Annotated in this window: 17 protein-coding genes; 14 read left to right on the plus strand and 3 right to left on the minus strand. The window is 74.8% G+C overall.

What is annotated here, in order from left to right; all coding sequences use genetic code 11:
• Nucleotides 1-26: 26 nt before the first annotated feature.
• The 3 genes from coaBC (at nt 27) to ACSU53_RS26310 (ending at nt 4,997) form a co-directional block, all read left to right on the plus strand.
• Nucleotides 27-1,229, plus strand: a complete 1,203-nt coding sequence (gene coaBC / locus ACSU53_RS26300) for a bifunctional phosphopantothenoylcysteine decarboxylase/phosphopantothenate--cysteine ligase CoaBC (protein ID WP_437031612.1) — start codon at nt 27-29, stop codon at nt 1,227-1,229.
• A 239-nt stretch (nt 1,230-1,468) separates the two neighbouring features.
• Nucleotides 1,469-2,677, plus strand: coding sequence for a methionine adenosyltransferase (metK, locus tag ACSU53_RS26305; RefSeq protein WP_437031614.1), 1,209 nt, complete (start codon nt 1,469-1,471; stop codon nt 2,675-2,677).
• 172 nt (nt 2,678-2,849) lie between these two features.
• Nucleotides 2,850-4,997 carry a primosomal protein N' gene (locus tag ACSU53_RS26310; RefSeq protein WP_437031616.1) on the plus strand — a complete coding sequence of 716 codons (2,148 nt, stop codon included), beginning with the start codon at nt 2,850-2,852 and terminating at the stop codon, nt 4,995-4,997.
• 833 nt (nt 4,998-5,830) lie between these two features.
• On the opposite strand, the gene ACSU53_RS26315 is transcribed toward ACSU53_RS26310, so the two are convergent.
• Entirely contained in the window at nt 5,831-6,370 is a 540-nt protein-coding gene (locus tag ACSU53_RS26315; RefSeq protein ID WP_437031618.1) for a hypothetical protein, read from the minus strand.
• A 306-nt stretch (nt 6,371-6,676) separates the two neighbouring features.
• Between ACSU53_RS26315 and fmt the strand changes: the two genes are divergently transcribed.
• From fmt to ACSU53_RS26365, 10 genes are all read left to right on the plus strand, one after another.
• On the plus strand, nt 6,677-7,609 hold the full coding sequence (gene fmt / locus ACSU53_RS26320) for a methionyl-tRNA formyltransferase (RefSeq protein WP_437031620.1): 933 nt from the start codon (nt 6,677-6,679) through the stop codon (nt 7,607-7,609).
• 75 nt (nt 7,610-7,684) lie between these two features.
• Nucleotides 7,685-9,103 carry an RsmB/NOP family class I SAM-dependent RNA methyltransferase gene (locus ACSU53_RS26325; RefSeq protein WP_437031622.1) on the plus strand — a complete coding sequence of 473 codons (1,419 nt, stop codon included), beginning with the start codon at nt 7,685-7,687 and terminating at the stop codon, nt 9,101-9,103.
• A 111-nt stretch (nt 9,104-9,214) separates the two neighbouring features.
• Nucleotides 9,215-9,901: a ribulose-phosphate 3-epimerase gene (rpe, locus tag ACSU53_RS26330; RefSeq protein WP_437031624.1), complete on the plus strand. Its 687-nt coding sequence runs from the start codon at nt 9,215-9,217 to the stop codon at nt 9,899-9,901.
• A 133-nt stretch (nt 9,902-10,034) separates the two neighbouring features.
• Nucleotides 10,035-11,024, plus strand: a complete 990-nt coding sequence (locus tag ACSU53_RS26335; protein WP_437033416.1) for a sugar-binding transcriptional regulator — start codon at nt 10,035-10,037, stop codon at nt 11,022-11,024.
• Nucleotides 11,025-11,238: 214 nt separating this feature from the next.
• A complete protein-coding gene (locus ACSU53_RS26340; protein WP_437033418.1) occupies nt 11,239-12,681 on the plus strand; it encodes a GuaB1 family IMP dehydrogenase-related protein in 1,443 nt (480 codons plus the stop codon).
• Nucleotides 12,682-13,010: 329 nt separating this feature from the next.
• Nucleotides 13,011-14,489: an amino acid permease gene (locus ACSU53_RS26345; protein ID WP_437031627.1), complete on the plus strand. Its 1,479-nt coding sequence runs from the start codon at nt 13,011-13,013 to the stop codon at nt 14,487-14,489.
• Nucleotides 14,490-14,499: 10 nt separating this feature from the next.
• Nucleotides 14,500-14,952 (plus strand): Lrp/AsnC family transcriptional regulator, encoded by a 453-nt coding sequence (locus ACSU53_RS26350; RefSeq protein ID WP_437031629.1) that lies wholly within the window; start codon nt 14,500-14,502, stop codon nt 14,950-14,952.
• 250 nt (nt 14,953-15,202) lie between these two features.
• Nucleotides 15,203-16,477 (plus strand): MFS transporter, encoded by a 1,275-nt coding sequence (locus ACSU53_RS26355; protein ID WP_437031631.1) that lies wholly within the window; start codon nt 15,203-15,205, stop codon nt 16,475-16,477.
• 257 nt (nt 16,478-16,734) lie between these two features.
• Nucleotides 16,735-17,526 carry a carbon-nitrogen hydrolase family protein gene (locus tag ACSU53_RS26360; RefSeq protein WP_437031634.1) on the plus strand — a complete coding sequence of 264 codons (792 nt, stop codon included), beginning with the start codon at nt 16,735-16,737 and terminating at the stop codon, nt 17,524-17,526.
• Between the two features lie 88 nt (nt 17,527-17,614).
• A complete protein-coding gene (locus tag ACSU53_RS26365) occupies nt 17,615-19,312 on the plus strand; it encodes a flavin monoamine oxidase family protein (protein ID WP_437031636.1) in 1,698 nt (565 codons plus the stop codon).
• Here the strand turns inward: ACSU53_RS26365 and ACSU53_RS26370 are convergent.
• Nucleotides 19,273-20,034: a DUF5995 family protein gene (locus ACSU53_RS26370; RefSeq protein ID WP_437031638.1), complete on the minus strand. Its 762-nt coding sequence runs from the start codon at nt 20,032-20,034 to the stop codon at nt 19,273-19,275. The two genes, ACSU53_RS26365 and ACSU53_RS26370, sit on opposite strands and share 40 nt — an antisense overlap.
• A gap of 173 nt (nt 20,035-20,207) precedes the next feature.
• On the opposite strand from ACSU53_RS26370, the gene ACSU53_RS26375 reads away from it, so the two are divergent.
• On the plus strand, nt 20,208-21,320 hold the full coding sequence (locus tag ACSU53_RS26375; RefSeq protein WP_437033420.1) for a glycoside hydrolase family 6 protein: 1,113 nt from the start codon (nt 20,208-20,210) through the stop codon (nt 21,318-21,320).
• On the opposite strand, the gene ACSU53_RS26380 is transcribed toward ACSU53_RS26375, so the two are convergent.
• Nucleotides 21,302-22,732 (minus strand): uracil-xanthine permease family protein, encoded by a 1,431-nt coding sequence (locus ACSU53_RS26380; protein WP_437031640.1) that lies wholly within the window; start codon nt 22,730-22,732, stop codon nt 21,302-21,304. The two genes, ACSU53_RS26375 and ACSU53_RS26380, sit on opposite strands and share 19 nt — an antisense overlap.
• Nucleotides 22,733-22,774: the final 42 nt, after the last annotated feature.

A 22,774-nucleotide genomic window follows, 5' to 3' on the forward strand; every position in this document is an offset into this window, starting at 1 on the left:
TACGTTTTCCGGATCGGGGAGTGACGGTGGACAAGCCGAAGGTCGTCCTGGGCGTCAGCGGCGGCATCGCCGCCTACAAGGCGTGCGAGCTGCTGAGGAGGCTGACCGAGTCCGGGCACGACGTCCGGGTCGTGCCCACCGCCTCCGCGCTGCACTTCGTCGGCGCCGCCACCTGGTCCGCGCTGTCCGGGAACCCGGTGTCCACCGAGGTGTGGGACGACGTGCACGAGGTGCCGCACGTCCGCATCGGCCAGCAGGCCGACCTCGTGGTCGTCGCCCCGGCCACCGCCGACACGCTCGCCCGGGCCGCCCACGGCCTGGCCGACGACCTGCTCACCAACACCCTGCTCACCGCCCGCTGCCCGGTGGTCTTCGCCCCCGCCATGCACACCGAGATGTGGGAGCACCCGGCCACCCAGGACAACGTGGCGACCCTCCGCGCGCGCGGCGCCGTGGTCGTCGAACCGGCCGTCGGCCGCCTCACCGGCGTCGACACCGGCAAGGGCCGGCTGCCCGACCCCGCGGAGATCTTCGAGGTCTGCCGCCGGGTCCTCGCCCGCGGCACCGCCGGCCCCGACCTCGCCGGGCGGCACGTCGTCGTCAGCGCCGGCGGCACCCGCGAGCCGCTGGACCCCGTCCGCTTCCTCGGCAACCGCTCCTCCGGCAAGCAGGGCTACGCCCTCGCCCGCACCGCCGCCGCGCGGGGCGCCCGGGTCACCCTGGTCGCCGCCAACGCCGCCCTGCCGGACCCGGCCGGGGTGGACGTCGTCCCCGTCGGTACGGCCCTGGAACTGCGCGAGGCGGTGCTCCGGGCGGCCGCGGACGCCGACGCCGTGGTGATGGCGGCGGCGGTCGCCGACTTCCGCCCGGCCGCCTACGCCGCCGGGAAGATCAAGAAGCAGGACGGCCGGGAGCCCGAGCCGGTCGCCCTGGTCCGCAACCCCGACGTGCTGGCCGAGATCGCCGCCGACCGGGCCCGCCCCGGCCAGGTGGTCGTCGGCTTCGCCGCCGAGACCGACGACGTCCTCGCCAACGGCCGCGCCAAGCTCAAGCGCAAGGGCTGCGACCTGCTCGTGGTCAACGAGGTGGGCGAGCGCCGCACCTTCGGGTCGGAGGAGAACGAGGCCGTGGTGCTGGGCGCCGACGGCAGCGAGACACCCGTCCCGCACGGGCCCAAGGAGGCCCTGGCCGACACCGTGTGGGACCTCGTGGCCCGCCGCCTGGCGTGAGGGCGCCCCGGCGCCCGGGGCTCCCCCGAAAGGCCCCGTGCGCGGGCGTGGCGCCTCTGGTCAATGACCCCCGGCTGCGGGCAGAATGCCCGTGCCGCAGGTCACAGCACTCCCGAGAGGCGAGACGGGATGACCCGTGGCCGAGTGCGACCGATAAACTGTCCGACGGACGGCGCCGGGTGCAGCCCCCGCCGTCCGCCCATGATCAGCCAGCAGCCGCTGCAACCCCAGGGAGCATCGTGTCCCGTCGTCTGTTCACCTCGGAGTCCGTGACCGAGGGTCACCCCGACAAGATCGCTGACCAGATCAGCGACACCATCCTCGACGCCCTCCTGCGCGAGGACCCCACCTCCCGCGTCGCCGTCGAGACCCTGATCACGACCGGACTGGTGCACGTCGCCGGCGAGGTCACGACCAAGACGTACGCGGACATCGCGACGCTGGTCCGCAACAAGATCCTCGAGATCGGCTACGACTCGTCCAAGAAGGGCTTCGACGGCGCCTCCTGCGGCGTCTCGGTGTCCATCGGCGCGCAGTCCCCGGACATCGCGCAGGGCGTCGACACGGCCTACGAGACCCGCGTCGAGGGCGACGACGACGAACTGGACCGGCAGGGCGCCGGCGACCAGGGCCTGATGTTCGGCTACGCGACGGACGAGACGCCGACACTGATGCCGCTGCCCGTCTTCCTCGCGCACCGCCTGGCCAAGCGTCTGTCCGACGTGCGCAAGAACGGCACGATCCCCTACCTCCGCCCCGACGGCAAGACCCAGGTCACCATCGAGTACGACGGCGACAAGGCCGTCCGGCTGGACACCGTCGTGGTCTCCTCCCAGCACGCCAGCGACATCGACCTGGAGTCGCTGCTGGCCCCCGACATCCGCGAGTTCGTGGTGGAGCCGGAGCTGAAGGCGCTGCTCGACGAGGGCATCAAGCTGGACACGGAGAACTACCGGCTGCTGGTCAACCCCACCGGCCGCTTCGAGATCGGCGGCCCGATGGGCGACGCCGGCCTCACCGGCCGCAAGATCATCATCGACACCTACGGCGGCATGGCCCGCCACGGCGGCGGCGCCTTCTCCGGCAAGGACCCGTCCAAGGTGGACCGCTCGGCCGCGTACGCGATGCGCTGGGTCGCCAAGAACGTGGTGGCGGCCGGACTGGCCTCGCGCTGCGAGGTCCAGGTGGCGTACGCCATCGGCAAGGCGGAGCCGGTCGGCCTGTTCGTGGAGACCTTCGGCACCGCCAAGGTCGACACCGACCGGATCGAGCGGGCCATCGACGAGGTCTTCGACCTGCGCCCGGCCGCGATCATCCGCGACCTGAACCTGCTCCGCCCGATCTACTCCCAGACCGCCGCCTACGGCCACTTCGGCCGTGAGCTGCCCGACTTCACCTGGGAGCGCACCGACCGCGTCGACGCGCTGCGCAAGGCCGCGGGGCTGTAACCCCTCGCCCGTCCGCCGCGTCCGCCGGGGCCCGGCATCCCACCGCCGGGGTGCCGGGCCCCGGCGCGTCGGCCCGGCGGTGCCGGCCGGGCGAATCGGGCGGGACGGCCTCGGGACCGCCGGAACCTGAGTATCAGCATCAATGTCGGTGCCGTTTGGTAAGAATGCAGGCGTGAGCAGCGAGAACGACCGGCCGGACGGCGATGCGCGGGACGCACCGCCGGAACAGCTCGCGCTCATCCGGGAGACCGTGCGCACGGCCCGCGTGCCCCGCGCCAAGCCCCGGACCTGGCGGGGCGCCGCGCTCGCCGGGTCGCTGCCGGTCGCCCGGGTCCTCGTCGACAAGGGCGTCCTGCACCTCGACCGCTACTTCGACTACGCCGTGCCCGAGGAGCTGGACGCCGACGCGCAGCCGGGCGTCCGCGTCCGCGTGCGCTTCGGCGCCGGACGGCACCGGGTCCGCGACGGGCGGCGCGAGGGCGGCGGACTGATCGACGGCTTCCTCGTCGAGCGGCGCGCCGACTCCGACTACTCCGGGCCCCTCGCGGCGCTCGCCCAGGTCGTCTCCCCCGAGCCGGTCCTCAGCGAGGAACTGCTCGGCCTCGCCCGCGCCGTCGCCGACCGCTACGCGGGCAGCGTCGCCGACGTCCTCCAGCTCGCGGTGCCCCCGCGCAACGCCCGCGCCGAGAAGCGTCCCTCGCCCGACCCGCTGCCACCACCCGAAGCGCCCGGGCCGGGCTCCTGGGCGCGCTACGAGCAGGGGCCCGGGTTCCTGCGGGCCCTGGCGGGCGGCGGGGCGCCACGGGCCGTGTGGAACGCCCTGCCGGGCCCGCAGTGGAGCGACGAGCTCGCCCGGGCCGTCGCCGCCACCCTCGCCTCCGGACGCGGCGCCCTCGTCGTCCTGCCGGACGGCCGGAGCGTCGCCCGCCTCGACGCCGCGCTCACCGCCCTGCTCGGCGAGGGACGGCACGCGGTGCTCACCGCCGACGCCGGGCCCGAGAAGCGGTACGCCCGCTGGCTCGCGGTCCGCCGCGGGGCGGTACGGGCCGTCATCGGGACCCGGGCCGCGATGTTCGCGCCCGTGGCCGACCTGGGGCTGGTCGCCCTGTGGGACGACGGCGACGACAGCCACAGCGAGCCGCACGCCCCGCAGCCGCACGCCCGGGAGGTCCTGCTGCTGCGCGCCGCCCAGGACGGCTGCGGCTTCCTGCTGGGCGGCCTCGGCTGCACCGTGGAGGCCGCCCAGCTGGTCGAGACGGGCTGGGCCGGGCCCCTCGTCGCCGGACGGGACCGGGCCCGCGAGGCGGCCCCGCTGGTGCGGACCGTCGGCGACACCGACCTCGCGCGGGACGAGGCCGCCCGCGCCGCCCGGCTGCCGACGCTCGCCTGGCAGGCGGTGCGCGACGGCCTGCGGCACGGACCGGTGCTGGTGCAGGTGCCCCGGCGCGGTTACGTGCCGCGGATGGCCTGCGCCCGCTGCCGGGAGCCCGCGCGCTGCCGCCACTGCTCCGGGCCGCTCGAGGCACCCGGCGCGGGTGACCTGCGCTGCGGCTGGTGCGGGCGCGAGGAGGGCGGCTGGCACTGCCCGGAGTGCGGCGGCTTCCGCCTGCGCGCCCAGGTGGTCGGGGCGCGGCGCACCGCCGAGGAGCTGGGCCGGGCCTTCCCCGCCGTCCCGGTGCGCACCTCGGGGCGCGAACACGTGCTCGACACGGTGCCGGGGGCGCCCGCGCTGGTGGTGAGCACCCCGGGCGCCGAACCGGTGGCCGAGGGCGGGTACGCGGCGGCGCTGCTGCTCGACGGCTGGGCCATGCTGAACCGGCCCGATCTGCGGGCCGGGGAGGACGCCCTGCGGCGCTGGATCGGTGCCGCCGCCCTGGTCCGGCCGCAGTCGGCGGGCGGCACGGTGGTGGTGGTCGCCGAGCCGACGCTGCGGCCGGTGCAGGCCCTGGTGCGCTGGGACCCGGTGGGGCACGCCCTGCGGGAACTGGCCGAGCGCGCCGAGCTGGGCTTCCCGCCGGTCTCCCGGATGGCGGCGGTCGCGGGTCCTCCCGAGGCGGTGGCGGCCTTCCTGGCCGCCGTCGAGCTCCCCGCCGAGGCCGAGGTCCTCGGCCCGGTCCCGCTCCCCGTCACCCCGCCCGGGCGCCCCCGCCGCCCCGGGGCCCCACCGCCCGGCGAGCACTGGGAACGGGCCCTGATCCGCGTCCCCCCGGGCCGCGGCGCCGTCCTGGCCCGCGCCCTGAAGACCGCCCAGGCCGCCCGCACGGCCCGGGCGGGCGGTGACCCCGTCTGGGTCCGCATCGATCCGCCGGACATCGGCTGAGGGCCGCGGTGGACGGCCGGCCAATGGCCGACCACCGGCCCGCCTCGGGCCGACGAGCGGCGGGGCGACTGGCGGGCCCGTTCCCGGAGGGCGTTTCCCGGGGTGTCCGGGGCGTCCGGGGCGTTCCGGCGCAAGCCGGGGTGCCCCTGGAAGCGCCCTGGCCATGGGGGAAGCCGGGGGAGCCGGTGCACGGCCGGTGCCTCCGGCCCCGGTGAAGTCGCGGTCGCCTTGTCGCCTTCTCGCTGTGTCGCTCTCCGGCTTCGTCGTCCCGGTCGGCAGGACCACGGGCCCGCCGGGTGGGCCTGCACAGGTGCGCCACGACCGGCCGTGAGGATCCGCGGGCGAAGACGGCGAGGGAGATCCGGACGACGACGGGGACGAGAACGAAACCGAAGCCGTGCGAGGGGAGCACGCGGACGCCGGCGCGAACGAAGAACGAAGACGCGACCGAAGACGCGACCGAAGGCGCGAGGCCGGCTCCGGCACACCGGACGAACGCCGAACGCCGGGCGCGTCGGCCCGCGGTGCCGAGGCGGCGACGGGTGACCGCGGCAGCCGCCATGGCGGCCCGGGCCCGGAGCCCGGGGCGTCACCCGGAGCCGGGAGCGGGCGCGAGCGGGGCACGTACGCCGGCGCGCGTGATCCCGGGCTCCGGGACCGCTGCACGCAGGCTGCACTCCCGCTGCACCCCGCGCCACGGCCCGCGCCCGGCGTCGGACGTGAGGCAGGCGCGCCCAAGCCCGTGGCCCTCCGCCCCGGCGGGCGGGGAACCCCGGAACACGCCGCCGCCCTCCCGGCGTTGGGGCGGGAGGGCGGTGTGTCCGGAGGCGGCGTCAGCCGTTGCGGGGGCCGGGGAAGGCGGTCGGGCGGGGCTCGTCGCGCAGTGACGGGCTGCCTGCCGTGGGCTGGGTCGGCATGGAGCGCGCGGCGGGCACGGACGGGACCGCGGCGCCCACGTTGACCGTGCGGGTGCCGGACGGCTCCGCGCCGCGCTCGGCGGGTTCCGCGGCCGGGGGTTGTGCCGGGGGCCTGCGGGCGCCGTAACGGCGGTGCACCGCCTGCTTGGTGACGCCGAGGGCGGAGCCGACCGCGTCCCACGAGAAGCCCAGGGAGCGGTCGAAGTCCACGGCCGCCGTCACCAGCGTCTCGACGCTGTCCCGCAGTTCCTGGGCGAGCCGGACCGTGGGGGCGGGCGCGCGTCCGTAGACGACGAAGCCCGTGGAGGGGCCGGGGCGGCGCGGGCGGTAGACGTTGCCCAGCTGGGCGGTGAGGGTGCGCAGTGCGTCCACCTGCCGGCGGACCCGCTCGATGTCCCGCACCAGCAAGTGCAGGCTGGCCCGAGCCTGGGCGTCGTGGGTTGCGTGGTCGGCCATGAACAAGCCTCTCGAACCGGCGTTGAAAGGGAGGGGCCCGCCTCGGGCCCGGTGTGGTCAACTCTTTCTTGACCAACGCCCGTCCGGTCCGCGGGTCACGGGGAGCCCGGCCTTCGGCCCAGGAAATTTTCGCCGCTCGCGCCGCGCCGGCGTCCCGCCCACCGGGCGCCGGGACGGTGGGGCGCACCCGTCTGCCGGGGTTTCTCCCGGTCCGGTTCACCCGTCTCGGTGAGGGGCGCGGACCGCGCCCGCCATAGACTGGTGCGCTGCCCGCACCGTCCCCGCCCGAGAGGCCCGAACCACCCCATGAAGCTGGTCTTCGCCGGCACCCCCGAGGTCGCCGTTCCCGCCCTGGACGCCCTCCTTGCCTCCGGACGGCACGAGGTGGCCGCCGTCGTCACCCGGCCCGACGCCCCGGCGGGGCGCGGGCGCAGGCTCGTCGCCTCACCCGTCGCCGAACGGGCCGCCGACGCGGGGATCGAGGTGCTGAAGCCCGCCAGGCCGAAGGACCCGGAGTTCCTGGAGCGGCTCGCGCGGATCGCGCCGGACTGCTGCCCCGTCGTCGCCTACGGCGCCCTGCTGCCCCGCGTCGCGCTCGACATCCCCGCCCGGGGCTGGGTCAACCTGCACTTCTCGCTGCTGCCCGCCTGGCGCGGCGCCGCGCCCGTGCAGCACGCCCTGATGGCGGGGGACGAGATCACCGGCGCGTCCACCTTCCTCATCGAGGAGGGCCTCGACTCCGGGCCGGTGTACGGCACGGTCACCGAGGAGATCCGCCCCACCGACACCAGCGGGGACCTGCTCACCCGGCTCGCGTTCGCCGGCGCCGGGCTCCTCGCCGCCACCATGGACGGCATCGAGGACGGCACCCTGCAGGCCGTGCCGCAGCCCGCCGAGGGCGTCACCCACGCCCCCAAGGTGACCGTCGAGGACGCCCGCGTCGACTGGCGCGCCCCGGCGCTGCGCGTCGACCGGGTGGTGCGCGGCTGCACGCCCGCCCCCGGCGCCTGGACCACCTTCCGGGGCGAGCGGCTGAAGCTGGTCCAGGTCGCCCCCGCGCCCGGCCGCACCGGCCTGGCGCCCGGCGAGCTGTCCGCGGGCAAGAACGACGTGCACGTCGGCACCGGTTCGCACGCCGTGGAGCTGCTGTGGGTGCAGGCCCAGGGCAAGAAGCCGATGCGGGCGGCGGACTGGGCGCGCGGCGTGCGGATCGGGCCGGGGGAGACCGTCGGCGCCTGACCGCACGGACCGGCCGCGGACCACGACGACGTAGGCTGGAACGCGCACGTCATCCCACACCCGGAGCACCTTTTCGTGAGCGACCAGCCCCGTCGGCCCCGCAGGCCCGGCAAGCCGTACCGTCGGCCCCAGAAGGACCCCGTCCGCATCCTCGCCTTCGAGGCCCTGCGGGCCGTGGACGAGCGGGACGCCTACGCCAACCTGGTGCTGCCGCCGCTGCTGCGCGCGGCGCGCGAGAAGGGCGAACTGGACGCCCGGGACGCGGCGCTCGCCACCGAGCTGGTGTACGGCACGCTGCGCCGCCAGGGCACCTACGACGCCGTCGTCGCGGCCTGCGTCGACCGGCCGCTGCGCGAGGTCGACCCGCCGGTGCTGGACGTGCTGACGCTCGGCGTCCACCAGCTGCTCGGCACCCGGATCCCGGCGCATGCCGCCGTGTCCGCCTCCGTCGAGCTGGCCCGTGTGGTGCTCGGCGACGGACGGGCCACGTTCGTCAACGCCGTGCTGCGCAAGGTCGCCCGGCAGGACCTCGACACCTGGCTGGAGCAGATCGCCCCGCCCTACGACGAGGACCCCGAGGACCACCTCGCCGTCGTCCACGCGCACCCGCGCTGGGTCGTCTCGGCGCTGTGGGACTCCCTCGGCGGCGGCCGGGACGGCATCGAGGACCTGCTGCGCGCCGACAACGAGCGTCCCGAGGTGACCCTGGTGGCCCGGCCGGGCCGGGCCACCCCCGCCGAGCTGCTCGAGGAGCAGGCCGCCGTGCCGGGGCGCTGGTCCCCGTACGCCGTGCGCCTGTCCGAGGGCGGCGAACCCGGCGCCGTGCCGGCCGTCGCGGAGGGCCGGGCCGGCGTGCAGGACGAGGGCAGCCAGCTGGTGGCCCTCGCGCTCGCCGCCGCTCCCCTGGACGGCCCCGACCGGTTCTGGCTGGACGGCTGCGCGGGCCCCGGCGGCAAGGCCGCACTGCTCGGCGCGCTCGCCGCCGAACGCGGTGCCGTGCTGCTCGCCTCCGAGAAGCAGCCGCACCGGGCCGGGCTGGTCGCCCGGGCGCTGTCCGGGAACCCCGGCCCGTACCAGGTGATCGCCGCCGACGGCACCCGCCCGCCGTGGCGGCCGGGCAGCTTCGACCGGGTGCTGGTCGACGTGCCGTGCACCGGGCTCGGGGCCCTGCGCCGCCGCCCCGAGGCGCGCTGGCGGCGCCGCCCGGACGACCTGGACGGCTTCGCGCCCCTCCAGCGCGGCCTGCTGCGCAGCGCCCTGGAATCCGTACGGGTCGGCGGAGTGGTCGGCTACGCCACCTGCTCCCCGCACCTCGCCGAGACCCGGGCCGTGGTGGCCGACCTGCTCAAGCAGTTCCCGGACACCGAGCTGATCGACGCCCGGCCGCTGCTGGCGGACGTGCCCCACCTGGGTGAGGGCCCCGACGTCCAGCTCTGGCCGCACCTGCACGGGACGGACGCCATGTACCTGGCGCTGATCCGCCGCACCGGCTGACCCCCCGGCTCCGCCCGTGGTGGCCCGCCGCGGGCGGCCGGAGGTCACGAAGCGGCGGCAGTGGTCTGGACCGGCGCGGGGCGGCGGCGCCGGGCATGGCAGGCTTGGTGCATGGCCGCGCAGATCAACCCCAGCATCCTGTCCGCCGATTTCGCCCGCCTCGCGGACGAGGCGAGGGCGGTCGAGGGAGCCGACTGGCTCCACGTCGACGTCATGGACAACCACTTCGTCCCGAACCTCACGCTCGGCGTGCCGGTCGTGGAGTCGCTCGCCCGCGCCACGGACACCCCGCTGGACTGCCACCTGATGATCGAGGCCCCCGACCGGTGGGCGCCCCAGTACGTGGAGGCCGGCGCCGGATCCGTCACCTTCCACGTGGAGGCCGCAGCCGCCCCCGTGCGACTCGCCCGCGAGATCCGGGCCAAGGGCGCCCGGGCCTCGATGGCGCTCAAGCCGGCGACGCCGGTCGAGCCGTACGAGGACCTGCTCCCCGAGCTCGACATGCTGCTGATCATGACGGTTGAGCCGGGCTTCGGCGGGCAGGCGTTCCTCGACATCATGCTGCCGAAGATCCGCCGGACGCGGGAGCTGATCCGCAAGCACGGTCTGGAGCTGTGGCTGCAGGTCGACGGCGGGGTCTCGGCGTCCACCATCGAGCAGTGCGCGGACGCGGGCGCCGACGTCTTCGTGGCCGGCTCCGCCGTGTACGGGGCCGAGGACCCGGCCGAGGCGGTCCGCGCCCTGCGCAGCCGGGCGGAGGCCGCCACGGCCAAGGCGTCCTGGGCGTGCGACCACTGAGCGTACGGAACGTGAACGGCGCCCGGCAGGGCTGATCGACAGCGCCGCATCTGCAAGGATGAACGGCGAACCCAGAGTGTGAACAAGCAGTGAGGAGATCGCCGTGTCGGGTATGTCGGCGGGCCGGTCAGCCATGCGGATGGGACCCGCTGAGCTGGTGCAGGCGGCGGCCATGGCCCGCCGCTTCTACCTCGAGGGGAAGTCCAAGATCCAGATCGCCGAGGAGTTCGGCGTCAGCCGCTTCAAGGTGGCCCGGGTCCTGGAGACCGCCCTCGAACGGGATCTGGTGCGCATCGAGATCCGGGTGCCGGCCGAACTGGACGCGGACCGCTCGGACGCGCTGAGGGCCCGCTACGGCCTGCGGCACGCCGTGGTGGTCGAGTCCCCGGCCGACGCCGAGGAGACGCCCGACCCCGAGAACCTGGGAGAGGTGGCCGCCGACCTGCTCGGCGAGCTGGTCGACGAGGGGGACGTGCTGGGCCTGGCCTGGGGCCGGTCCACCATCCACATGGCCGCGGCCCTGGACCGGCTGCCCCCGTGCACCGTCGTGCAGCTGACGGGCGTGTACGACGCCGGGACCGCCGAACGCGGCTCGGTGGAGGCCGTGCGCCGGGCCGCCCAGGTGTCGGGCGGGGACGCCCACCCCATCTACGCGCCGATGCTGCTCCCGGACGCGGCCACCGCCCAGGCGCTGCGGCACCAGACCGGCATCGCGCGGGCCTTCGAGTACTTCGACAAGGTCACCGTGGCGTGCGTGTCCATCGGCTCCTGGGAGCCGGGGATCTCCACGGTGCACGACATGCTCAGTGACGAGGAGCGGGCCCACTACGCCTCCCTCGGGGTCGCCGCCGAGATGTCCGCCCACCTCTTCGACTCCGCGGGGCGCCGGGTCGGGCGCGACCTGGGGGAGCGGTGCATCACCGTCAAGGCCGACCAGCTCCGCCGCATCCCCGAGGTGGTCGCCATCGCGGGCGGGCAGCGCAAGGGCCCGGCGATCGACGCGGTGCTGCGCTCCGGCCTCGTCACCAGCCTGGTGACCGACACCTCGGCCGCCGACCACCTGCTGGCGGCCGGCCCGGCACCGAAGCCGGCCCTCAACCGGACGGACCCCGACGGCATCTGACACCCCGTCATCCCTGAGCGGCGGGTCCGGGCCGGACCCGCCGCGGGCGGGCGGCCCGGTGCCCGGTCGGCGGTTCCTCCAAAGCGGTGCCGGGCGGGCTGGACGATGCGACCAGGTGGGAGCGGGCGCCCGGCGTGAGAGAATGAAGTACGTGCTCTTTCCCCCTGGCAGACCTGTCCGGGGGCCACCTCTGATCGACTGGGATGTGCAGCACGTGCGTTTCCTCAACGACATCCAGCCCCCGTACGACCTGACGTACGACGACGTCTTCATGGTGCCGAGCCGCTCCGCGGTCGGCTCGCGGCAGGGCGTGGACCTCAGCTCCCCGGACGGCACGGGCACCACCATCCCGCTCGTCGTCGCCAACATGACCGCCATCGCCGGGCGCCGCATGGCCGAGACCGTGGCCCGCCGCGGCGGCCTGGTGGTCATCCCGCAGGACATCCCGATCGAGGTCGTCACCGAGGTCGTGGCCTGGGTCAAGAGCCGCCACCTGGTCCTCGACACCCCGATCGTGCTCGCCCCGCACCAGACCGTGGCCGACGCCCTGGCCCTGCTGCCCAAGCGGGCGCACAACGCCGGCGTCGTGGTGGACGACGAGGGGCGCCCGGTCGGCGTCGTCACCGACCAGGACCTGTCCGGCGTCGACCGCTTCACCCAGCTCGCCGAGGTCATGTCCCGGGACCTGCTGCTCATCGACGCCGCCATGGACCCCCGCGAGGCCTTCAACACCCTCGACGGCGCCAACCGCCGCTACGCCCCGGCCGTCGACTCCGGCGGGCGCCTGGCGGGCATCCTGACCCGCAAGGGAGCCCTGCGCGCCACGCTGTACACGCCGGCCACCGACGCCCGGGGACGGCTGCGCATCGCCGCCGCCGTCGGCATCAACGGCGACGTCGCGGGCAGGGCCCGGCAGCTGCTGGAGGCGGGCGTCGACACCCTCGTCATCGACACCGCGCACGGCCACCAGGAGTCGATGATCAACGCGCTGAAGCTGGTGCGCGACCTCGACCCGCAGGTCCCCGTCGCCGCGGGCAACGTCGTCGCCGCGGACGGCGTGCGCGACCTGATCGAGGCCGGCGCGGACATCGTCAAGGTCGGGGTCGGCCCCGGCGCCATGTGCACCACCCGCATGATGACCGGCGTCGGGCGGCCGCAGTTCTCCGCCGTGCTGGAGTGCGCCGCGGAGGCGGCGAGGCACGGCAAGCACGTCTGGGCCGACGGCGGCATCCGCCACCCGCGCGACGTGGCGATGGCCCTCGCGGCCGGCGCGTCCAACGTGATGGTCGGCTCCTGGTTCGCCGGGACCTACGAGTCCCCCGGCGACCTCCAGCACGACGCGAACGGCCGCCCCTACAAGGAGTCCTTCGGCATGGCCTCCGCGCGCGCCGTGCGCAACCGCACCTCGGAGGAGTCCGCCTACGACCGCGCCCGCAAGGCGCTGTTCGAGGAGGGCATCTCCACCTCCCGGATGTTCCTGGACCCGGACCGCCCCGGCGTCGAGGACCTCATCGACTCGATCATCGCGGGCGTCCGCTCCTCCTGCACCTACGCCGGCGCCGGCTCGCTGGAGGAGTTCGCCGAGCGGGCCGTCGTCGGCGTCCAGAGCGCCGCCGGCTACGCCGAGGGCAAGCCGCTGCACGCCAGCTGGACCTGACCGGCCCACCCCCTCTTCGGCTCCTCCGTCCCGTCCCACGGGCCGGAGGAGCCCCCTTCCCGCGCCCGGAACCGGCCGCAGGAGTCCCGTCGCGCGCGCCCGGAACCGGCCGGCGGGTGGCGATGCGCAACGAACATCCGTCCCGCCCCGGTGAACGCAATGATCTTGCGGAGGTGCGCAAGGTTGCTGCATTTCAAAGGCAACGCGCGAACTCGTAGGGTTACGCGCTGTACGTGGTGCGGCAGGGACCCGCTCGACGGGTCCCCGGCATGCCGCCGGAGCCGTCGGTCCCTGGCGCGGCAGACCGGCAGTGACGAAGGAGTCAGCGCGTGCTCGACCAAGGCGCACCCCCGCTCAACCCGCCTTCCCCGACCCCGCCCGGCCGGGGCGTCGGCGCGCGCCTGATGCGCCGCAAGCCGGTGGAACGCCTGGTCGCGGAGGGCGGTCAGGGGGAGGGCGGGTCGCTGCGCCGCTCCCTGGGGCTGTGGCAGCTCACCATGATCAGCATCGGCGCCACCCTGGGCACCGGCATCTTCGTGGTGCTGGGCGAGGCCGTTCCCAAGGCCGGCCCCGCCGTCACCCTGTCCTTCGTCATCGCGGGGTTCACCGCCCTGTTCTCCGCCCTGTCCTACGCGGAACTGGCGGGCACCATCCCCGTCTCCGGGTCCTCCTACTCGTACGCGTACGCAACGATGGGCGAACTCGTCGCCTGGGTCTGCGGCTGGTGCCTGATGCTGGAGTACGGCGTCTCGGTCGCCGCCGTCGCCGTCGGCTGGGGCGAGTACCTCAACGAACTGCTCGACGGCACCATCGGCGTCACCATCCCCGCCGCGCTGTCCGCGCCCCCCGGCGACGGCGGCGTCTTCAATCTGCCGGCGCTGATCGTCGTCCTGCTCGCCATGGCGTTCCTGATGGGCGGCGCCCGCGAGTCCGCCCGGGCCAACACGATCATGGTCGTGGTGAAGGTCGGCGCCCTCGTCCTGTTCTGCGCCATCGGCGTCCAGGGCTTCCGGTCCGGCAACTACGACAACTTCATGCCGCTCGGCATGGCCGGCGTCAGCGCCGCCGGAGCGACCCTGTTCTTCTCCTACATCGGCTTCGACGCCGCCTCCACCGCCGGCGAGGAGGCCAGGAACGCCCAGCGCGACCTGCCCCGCGCCATCCTGCTGTCGCTCGCCATCATCACCGCCCTGTACGTGCTGGTCGCCGCCGTCGCCGTGGGCGCCAAGCCCTGGCAGGACTTCACCGAGTCGGAGGCCGACCTCGCCCAGATCATGAGCGAGGTCACCGGCCAGGCCTTCTGGGGCACCCTGCTGGCGTTCTGCGCCGTCATCGCCATCGCCAGCGTCGTGCTGACCGTGCTCTACGGCCAGACCCGCATCCTGTTCGCGATGTCCCGCGACGGGCTCGTGCCCAAGGTGTTCGGCAAGGTCAGCCGGAAGACCGGCACGCCCCGCCGCAACACCCTGATCGTCTCCCTGTTCTGCGGAGTGCTCGCCGCCGCCATCCCGCTCGGCCAGCTCGCCGACGCCACCAGCATCGGCACCCTGTTCGCGTTCGCCCTGGTCAACGTGGCCGTCGTGGTGCTGCGCCGGACCCGCCCCGACATGCCGCGCACCTTCCGGGTGCCGCTGTCGCCGGTGCTGCCCGCCGTCGGGCTCGGCTTCTGCCTGTGGATGATGGGCAGCCTGTCCGCCGTCACCTGGGCGGTCTTCGGCGTCTGGATGGCCGCCGGTCTCGTGTTCTACTTCGGGTACGGCCACCGCCACTCCCGGCTCGCCGCATCGGACCCCTCGGAAGCAAAGTGAACGACCCGCAGTGCTGAACGATCTCGACGAACGCATCGTGCACGCTCTCGCCGAGGACGCCCGCCGGTCCTACGCGGACATCGGCCAGCTCGTCGGCCTGTCCGCGCCCGCCGTGAAGCGGCGGGTGGACCGGCTGCGCGCCACCGGGGCCATCACCGGCTTCACCGTCCGGGTCGACCCGGCGGCCCTCGGCTGGCAGACCGAGGGGTTCGTCGAGATCTACTGCCGCGGCAACACCTCCCCGGAGACCATCCAGCGCGGGCTGGAGCGCTACCAGGAGGTGGTGTCCGCCTCCACCGTCACCGGGGAGGCGGACGCGGTCGCGCAGGTCTTCGCCTCCGACATGCGCCACTTCGAACGGGTGCTGGAACGCATCGCCGGAGAGCCCTTCGTCGAGCGGACCAAGTCCGTGCTGGTGCTCTCCCCGCTGCTGCGCCGCTTCTCCTCCGGGTCGCCCACCTAGGGTCCGGCCCTCCGCGGGCCGGTCCCCGGCACCGCCCGGTCCCCGGCACCGCCGGGGCCCGCCGCCACCCGGTCCCGCCGCCACCCGGTCCCGGCCGTCCGCAAAGGCCGGGACACGACCGGGCCCGCCGGACTACCATCGGTGTCATGACCTGGCGACATTGATCCACCGCCCACGCCTCCCGAGGGCCGCCCCGGGCGCCGTACGTCCTCCACGTCCGGTGTCCGCACCGCCCCTACGGGAAGGCCCCATGACCTCCACGTCCACGCGTGCGCCCCGCGGCCCCGTCCGCCGGCTGACCCGCACGCTGTACGGCTACGCGTTCCTCGAGGAATGCGTCCTGCTCTACCCGGTGTACGCCCTGCTGTTCAGCGACACCGGCCTCTCCGTCCCCCAGATCTCGTCCCTGTTCGCCCTCTGGTCGATCACCGGCATCCTGCTGGAGATCCCGTCCGGCGCCTGGGCCGACACCGTCTCCCGCCGCCTGCTGCTGTGGACCGGCCCGCTGTTCACCGCCGCCGGGTTCGCCCTGTGGATCCTCCTGCCCTCCTACGGGGCCTTCGCGGCCGGCTTCGTGCTGTGGGGCGTCGGCGGGGCGCTCGTCTCCGGCGCGCTGGAGGCGCTGGTCCACGACGAACTGGACCGGCTCGGCGCCGCTGGGAGCTACGCCCGCGTCATGGGCCGGGCCCGCGCGGCCGGGCTGGCCGCCGTGATGGCGGCGATGCTGCTGGCCGGCCCCGTCCTCACCTGGGGCGGCCACGGTGCCGTCGGCGCCGCCAGCGTCCTGGCGTGCCTGCTGGCGTCGGCCACGGCCACCCGGTTCCCCGAGCACCGCACCCCGGCGGCCGGCCGCACAGGCTGGGCCGCGACCCTGCGCACCGGGCTCGCCGAGGCGCGGGCGGACCGGTCGGTGCGGGGCGCCCTGTTCCTGGTCCCGGCGGTCGGCGCGGTCTGGGGCGCCCTCGACGAGTACACCCCCCTGTTGGTCCGCGACACCGGCGTGGCCGACGGCACCGTGCCCCTCCTGCTGCTGCTGATCTGGGCCGGAGCCACCGCCGGGAGCCTGCTGGCGGGGGAGGGCGAACGGTTCGGCACCGCCGGCCTCGCCCTGCTGCTGGCGGGCGGCGGACTCGCCCTGGCCGCCGGCTCCGCCGCCGGCACCCCGGCCGCCCTGCTGCTGGTGGCCGTCGCCTTCGGCGGCTTCCAGGCGGCCACCGTCCTGGCCGACGCCCGGCTCCAGCGCCGCATCGGCAGCGCGGGCCGGGCCACCCTGACCTCGGTGGCGGGCCTGGGCACCGAACTGGCGACGGTCGCCGTCTTCGGCGGCTACGCCCTGCTCGCCTCCCACGCCCCGCACGGCACCGTCTTCGCGGTCCTCGCGGTGCCGTACCTGGCGACGGCGCTGTGCCTCGTCCTCGCCCGGCCGCGCCGGGCCCGCCCCGGCCTCAGCGAGGAGGCATCGCCGGGGACGGCCGCCGGCGACGGGACCGAGGCCGTGAAGGCCCCGGGGGACGCCGACCGCTGAGCGGACCCGCCCGCGCCCGGACCGCTGGCCCGAGCGCGGGCGGAACCTCGCCGGGCACGCCCCCCATCCCCGCCCTGACCTGCGTTTCCGTCCCTCCGGACGCCGCGGCGGGGCCCGCGCAACGAATCACCGCGGACCGGCCCCGACACGCAACGAACCGCTCACCGGCGCGCAACGGGTCCGTCTTGTCCGGGTGAGCGGGCCGACCGTACGGTCTAGCTGACCCCCAGAAGCCCGCGTACCGGTGAGGAACACGCATGCGCACCGCCCTGCTCCAGAGCTCCGGACGGCCCGGATCCGTCGCCGGGAACCTCAAGGTCCTCGACGAGGCCGCCGGCCGTGCCGCCGCCGCGGGAGCCGGGCTGCTCGTGACCTCGGAGATGTTCCTCACCGGCTACGCCATCGGCGACGACATCGCCCGGCTCGCCGAGCCCGCCGACGGGGACGCCGCCGACGCCGTCGCGGAGACCGCCGTGCGGCACGGCCTGGCCATCGCCTACTCCTACCCCGAGCGCGCCGGCGACGTGGTGCACAACTCCGTGCAGCTCATCCGCGCCGACGGAACCCGGATGGCGAACTACCGCAAGACGCACCTCTACGGCAGCTTCGAGCGGGAGCACTTCACCCCGGGCGACCGTCCCGTCGTGCAGGCCGAACTCGACGGCCTCACCGTCGGCCTGGTGATCTGCTACGACGTGGAGTTCCCGGAGTACGTGCGGGCCCACGCCCTGGCCGGCACCGACCTGCTGCTGGTGCCCACCGCGGTGATGCACCCGTACCAGTTCGTCGCCGAGTCGGTCGTGCCGGTGCGCGCCTTCGAGAACCAGATGTACATCGCCTACGCCAACCGGGTCGGCACGGAAGGCGAGTTCGAGTTCGCCGGCCTGTCCGTGCTCGCCGGTCCCGACGGAGTCGCCCGCGCCCGGGCGGGCCGCGGCGAGGAACTGGTCTGCGCCGACGCCGACCCGGAGTTCCTGGCCGCCTCCCGCGAGGCCAACCCGTACCTGAGCGACCGCCGTCCGGAGCTCTACGGGCCGCCGGCCGCCTGAGCCGCCGCAGCCCCCCCCTCCCGGCCGCACCCCGGCCGTCCCCCACCCGCCGTACCCCGGTCCCACCCGTGCAAGGAGTCCGCACCCCATGACGTCCACGGTGCCCAACGCCGTCGAGCACGCCGACGAGCAGCAGCCGCCGATCACCATGTTCGGCCCGGACTTCCCGTACGCCTACGACGACTTCCTCGCCCACCCGGCCGGTCTCGGGCAGGTGCCCGCGACCGAGCACGGCACCGAGGTCGCCGTCATCGGCGGCGGCCTGTCGGGCATCGTCGCCGCGTACGAGCTGATGAAGATGGGCCTCAAGCCGGTCGTCTACGAGGCCGACCGGATCGGCGGACGGCTGCGCACCGTCGGCTTCGACGGGTGCGACCCCTCCCTGACCGCGGAGATGGGCGCGATGCGCTTCCCGCCCTCCTCCACGGCGCTCCAGCACTACATCGACCTCGTGGGACTGGAGACCCGCCCGTTCCCCAACCCGCTCGCGGAGGCCACGCCGTCGACCGTCGTCGACCTCAAGGGCGAGTCCCACTACGCCGAGACGATCGACGACCTGCCGCAGGTCTACCGGGACGTGGCCGACGCCTGGGCCCGCTGCCTGGAGGAGGGCGCCGACTTCTCCGACATGAACCGCGCGCTGCGCGAGCGGGACGTCCCGCGCATCCGGGAGATCTGGTCGCGGCTGGTGGAGAAGCTCGACCACCAGACCTTCTACGGCTTCCTCTGCGAGTCCGAGGCCTTCAGGTCCTTCCGGCACCGCGAGATCTTCGGCCAGGTCGGCTTCGGCACCGGCGGCTGGGACACCGACTTCCCCAACTCCATCCTGGAGATCCTGCGCGTCGTCTACACCGAGGCCGACGACCACCACCGCGGCATCGTCGGCGGCTCCCAGCAGCTGCCGCTGCGGCTGTGGGAGCGCGAGCCGGAGAAGATCGTCCACTGGCCGTACGGCACCTCGCTGAAGTCCCTGCACGTGGACGGCGAGCCCCGCCCCGCGGTCACCCGGCTGCACCGCACCGCGGGCAACCGCATCACGGTGACCGACGCGGACGGCGACATCCGCACCTACCGGGCCGCGATCTTCACCGCCCAGTCCTGGATGCTGCTGTCCAAGGTGGCCTGCGACGACGCGCTGTTCCCGATCGACCACTGGACCGCGATCGAGCGCACCCACTACATGGAGAGCTCCAAGCTGTTCGTGCCCGTCGACCGGCCCTTCTGGCTGGACAAGGACGAGGAGACGGGCCGGGACGTCATGTCGATGACGCTCACCGACCGGATGACCCGCGGCACCTACCTGCTGGACGACGGCCCGGACCGGCCCGCTGTCATCTGCCTGTCCTACACCTGGTGCGACGACAGCCTGAAGTGGCTGCCGCTGTCCGCGAACGAGCGGATGGAGGTGATGCTGAAGTCGCTCGGCGAGATCTACCCGAAGGTGGACATCCGCAAGCACATCATCGGCAACCCGGTCACCGTCTCCTGGGAGAACGAGCCCTACTTCATGGGCGCGTTCAAGGCCAACCTGCCCGGCCACTACCGCTACCAGCGGCGGCTGTTCACCCACTTCATGCAGGACCGGCTGCCCGAGGACAAGCGGGGCATCTTCCTCGCCGGCGACGACATCTCCTGGACGGCCGGCTGGGCGGAGGGCGCCGTGCAGACCGCCCTGAACGCCGTCTGGGGCGTCATGCACCACCTCGGCGGGGAGACCGACCCCACCAACCCCGGCCCCGGCGACGTCTACGACGAGATCGCGCCGGTGGAACTCCCGGAGGACTGAACCCCCCTGCCCGGCCGGACGGCCTTCCCCTCCGGCCGGCCGGGCAGCGGCGTGAGCAGCATGCGGCCCGCGAAGCCCACCGCCGTGTCCAGCCGGGCGGTGAGATCGGCGGCGACCTCCGGCAGCCCGCGCAGCGCCCACAGCGCGCGGGCCGCGGTCCACGCCGCGTCACGGGCCCGCTCCAGGCTCCAGGCGCCCAGCAGATGGGTCAGCGGGTCCGCGAGCTCCAGCAGGTCGGGACCCGGCATCAGCTCCTCGCGGATCTGCTCCTCCAGCGAGACGAGGAGGTCGCCCACGCGGTCGAAGTCGTCCTCCAGGCGCGCCGGTTCGCACTCGAGCGTACGGCAGGTGTCCACCACGGCGAGCGCCAGGTCGTGGCCGATGTGCGCGTTGATGCCCGCCAGCGCGAACTGCAGCGGGCGTACCCCGGGATGACGGCGGAACTGGAACAGCGGGCGCCAGCAGGCCGGCGGACGGCGGTCCTCGAACACCGCGTCGAGCGCCGCCAGGTAGCGCTCCGCGAACCGCACGTCCAGGGTCGTCGCGGCCGGCGCGTCGGCGAACCGGCCCGCGTCGAGGTGCCGGTCCACCGACTCGGTGACGGCGAGGTAGACACGGTTGAAGACACCCACCCCGTCCCCCGGGGGCAGGGCGGCGTCGACGGCGCGCATCCGGGCGATGACCGTGTCCACCGGCGTCAGGACTTGTTCGCACTGCGGCATGGGCGCAGAGTCGCACGTTTAGGGTGAGCCCAGTGGCGGCGGGCCCGGCGCTTCCCCGGAACGGGGGAACGCGCCCGCCGCGGGGGAGGGGGACCACCACGGTGTCAGGCTCACGTGCCCAGCGCCTGGCCGGCCGGCGGGCCGCGCGCCGGCGTGCCGTCCGGCGCGGCGCCATGGTCGCGGCCGCGTCCGTCGTCGTCGCCGTCGGCACCGCGGCCGGCCTGCTCTCCGCGGCCGGCGACGGCCCCGGCTCCGACGAGGCGGGGCCGGAGGCGACCGGCACCGTCCTGGTGCACCCGCTGCCCGCCGTGCCGTCGGCGTCCCCCTCGCCCACGTCCGCCCCGCCCTCCGCCACGCCGTCCAGGACGCCGGAGGCGAAGGCGTCGCCCACGCCCACGGCCGGGAAGCGGCGGGCGGCGCCGGTGTCCGCCCGGCTGTACCGCCACCCGGAGTCGCGGGTGCTGGACTGGGTGCGGGCCAACCCGGGCGACCCTCGGCGCGCGGTCATCGAGTCCCGGATCGCCGAGCAGCCGGCGGCGGTGTGGTTCGCCGACTACTCCCCGGACACCGTCACCGCACGGGTGCGGGCGGTCACCTCGGGCGGCGCCGCCCGGGGACGGGTGCCCGTGCTGGTGCCGTACGCGATACCGGACCGGGACTGCGGCGGGCACTCGCAGGGCGGCGCGCCCGGCCTGGACGCCTACGACCGGTGGATCGACCGGTTCGCGGCCGGGCTGGGCGGCGGCGAGGTCGTCGTCGTGCTGGAGCCCGACTCCGTGGCGCAGGCCGCGTGCCTGTCGGCGGGGGACCGGGCCGACCGCTTCGCCTCGCTGGCGCGGGCGGGACGCGTGATGAAGCAGGCCAACCCCCGCGCCCGGGTCTACTTCGACGCGGGACACTCCGGCTGGAACCCGCCCGCCCGGCAGGCCGCCTGGCTGCGGCAGGCCGGTGCCGCCTCGGCCGCCTCCTCCGACGGCATCTTCAGCAACGTCTCCAACTTCCACAGCACCGCCGACGAGATCGCGTACGACCGCCGGGTGCTGGACGCCCTCGGCGGCTCGGGGCTCGGCGCGGTCATCGACACCAGCCGCAACGGCGCCGGTGCCCCGGCCGGCGGCGAGTGGTGCGACCCGGCCGGGCGCAAGCTCGGCCGGGCCCCCACCCTCGACACCGGCGAGGCCGGGATCGACGCCTACCTCTGGGTGAAGCTGCCGGGGGAGTCCGACGGGTGCAAGGGGGCGCCGGGCACGTTCACGGCGTCGTACGCCTACGACCTGGCGCGCTGAGCGCCCCCGGCGTCCGGGTCGTCCCCGGGCCCGCCGTCGGCGGTCTCCGTGTAGGAGGAGGTGCCCTCGTCGAGCAGCGGCTCCTGCGTCTTCAGGTGCGCCGGGGCGAAGGCGCGCAGGGCGTGGTAGCCGGTGATGACCACGATCGTGCCCAGGGCGATGCCGCTCAGCGAGAAGGTGTCGGTGAACTCCATCGTCACGTTGCCGACGCCGATGATGATGCCCGCCGCGGCCGGGACGAGGTTCAGCGGATTGCGCAGGTCCACCTTGGCGTTGATCCAGATCTGCGCCCCGAGCAGGCCGATCATGCCGTACAGGATGACGGTGATGCCGCCCAGCACCCCGCCGGGGATCGCCGCCACGACCGCGCCGAACTTCGGGCAGAGCCCGAACAGCAGGGCGAAGAGGGCGGCGGCCCAGTAGGCGGCGGTCGAGTAGACGCGCGTCGCGGCCATGACGCCGATGTTCTCGGAGTAGGTGGTGGTCGGCGGGCCGCCGGCGGCGGTGGACAGCATCGAGCCGACGCCGTCGGCGGAGATGGCGGTGCCCAGCTTGTCGTCGAGGTCGTCGCCGGTCATCTCGCCGACCGCCTTGACGTGCCCGGCGTTCTCCGCGATCAGGGCGATCACCACCGGCAGCGCGACCAGGATCGCGGACCACTCGAAGGACGGGGCGTGCAGCGTGGGCAGCCCGATCCAGTCGGCCTGACCGACCCCGGACAGGTCCAGCCGCCAGTGGTCGGTGACCTGGCCGCTCCCGTCGGCGGAGTGGATCTTCCCGAAGACGCGGTCCAGCGCCCAGGACAGGACGTAGCCGAAGACCAGGCCGAGGAAGATCGCGATCCGGGACCAGAAGCCGCGCAGGCACACCACCGCGAGCCCGGTGAACAGCATGACGAACAGGGCGGTCCACTGGTCCTGCGGCCAGTAGGTGGACGCGGTGACCGGCGCCAGGTTGAAGCCGATCAGCATCACCACCGCGCCCGTGACGACCGGCGGCATCGTGGCGTGGATGATCCGCGCCCCGAAGCGCTGCACGGCGAGCCCGACCAGGAACAGCGCGGCACCCACGACGAAGACGGCGCCCGTGACGGTGGCGCTGGAGCCGCCCTGCGCCCGGATCACCGCGGCGACGCCGACGAACGACAGGGAGCACCCCAGATAGCTGGGCACCCGGCCGCGGGTCGCCAGCAGGAAGACCATCGTCGCGACCCCGGACATCATGATGGCCAGGTTCGGGTCCAGCCCCATCAGGACCGGTGCGACGAACGACGCACCGAACATCGCGACGACGTGCTGGGCACCGAGTCCCGCGGTGCGGGGCCAGGAGAGCCGTTCGTCGGGGCGGACCACCGCACCGGGTGCGGGGGTGCGCCCGTCACCGTGCAGTCTCCAGCGGACGCCGAGATCCATGGGGAGTCGCTTTCGTTCGTACGTGCAGCGTGTCCGGACCAT

The organism is Streptomyces sp. enrichment culture, from assembly GCF_964273255.1.
Lineage (GTDB): Bacteria > Actinomycetota > Actinomycetes > Streptomycetales > Streptomycetaceae > Streptomyces.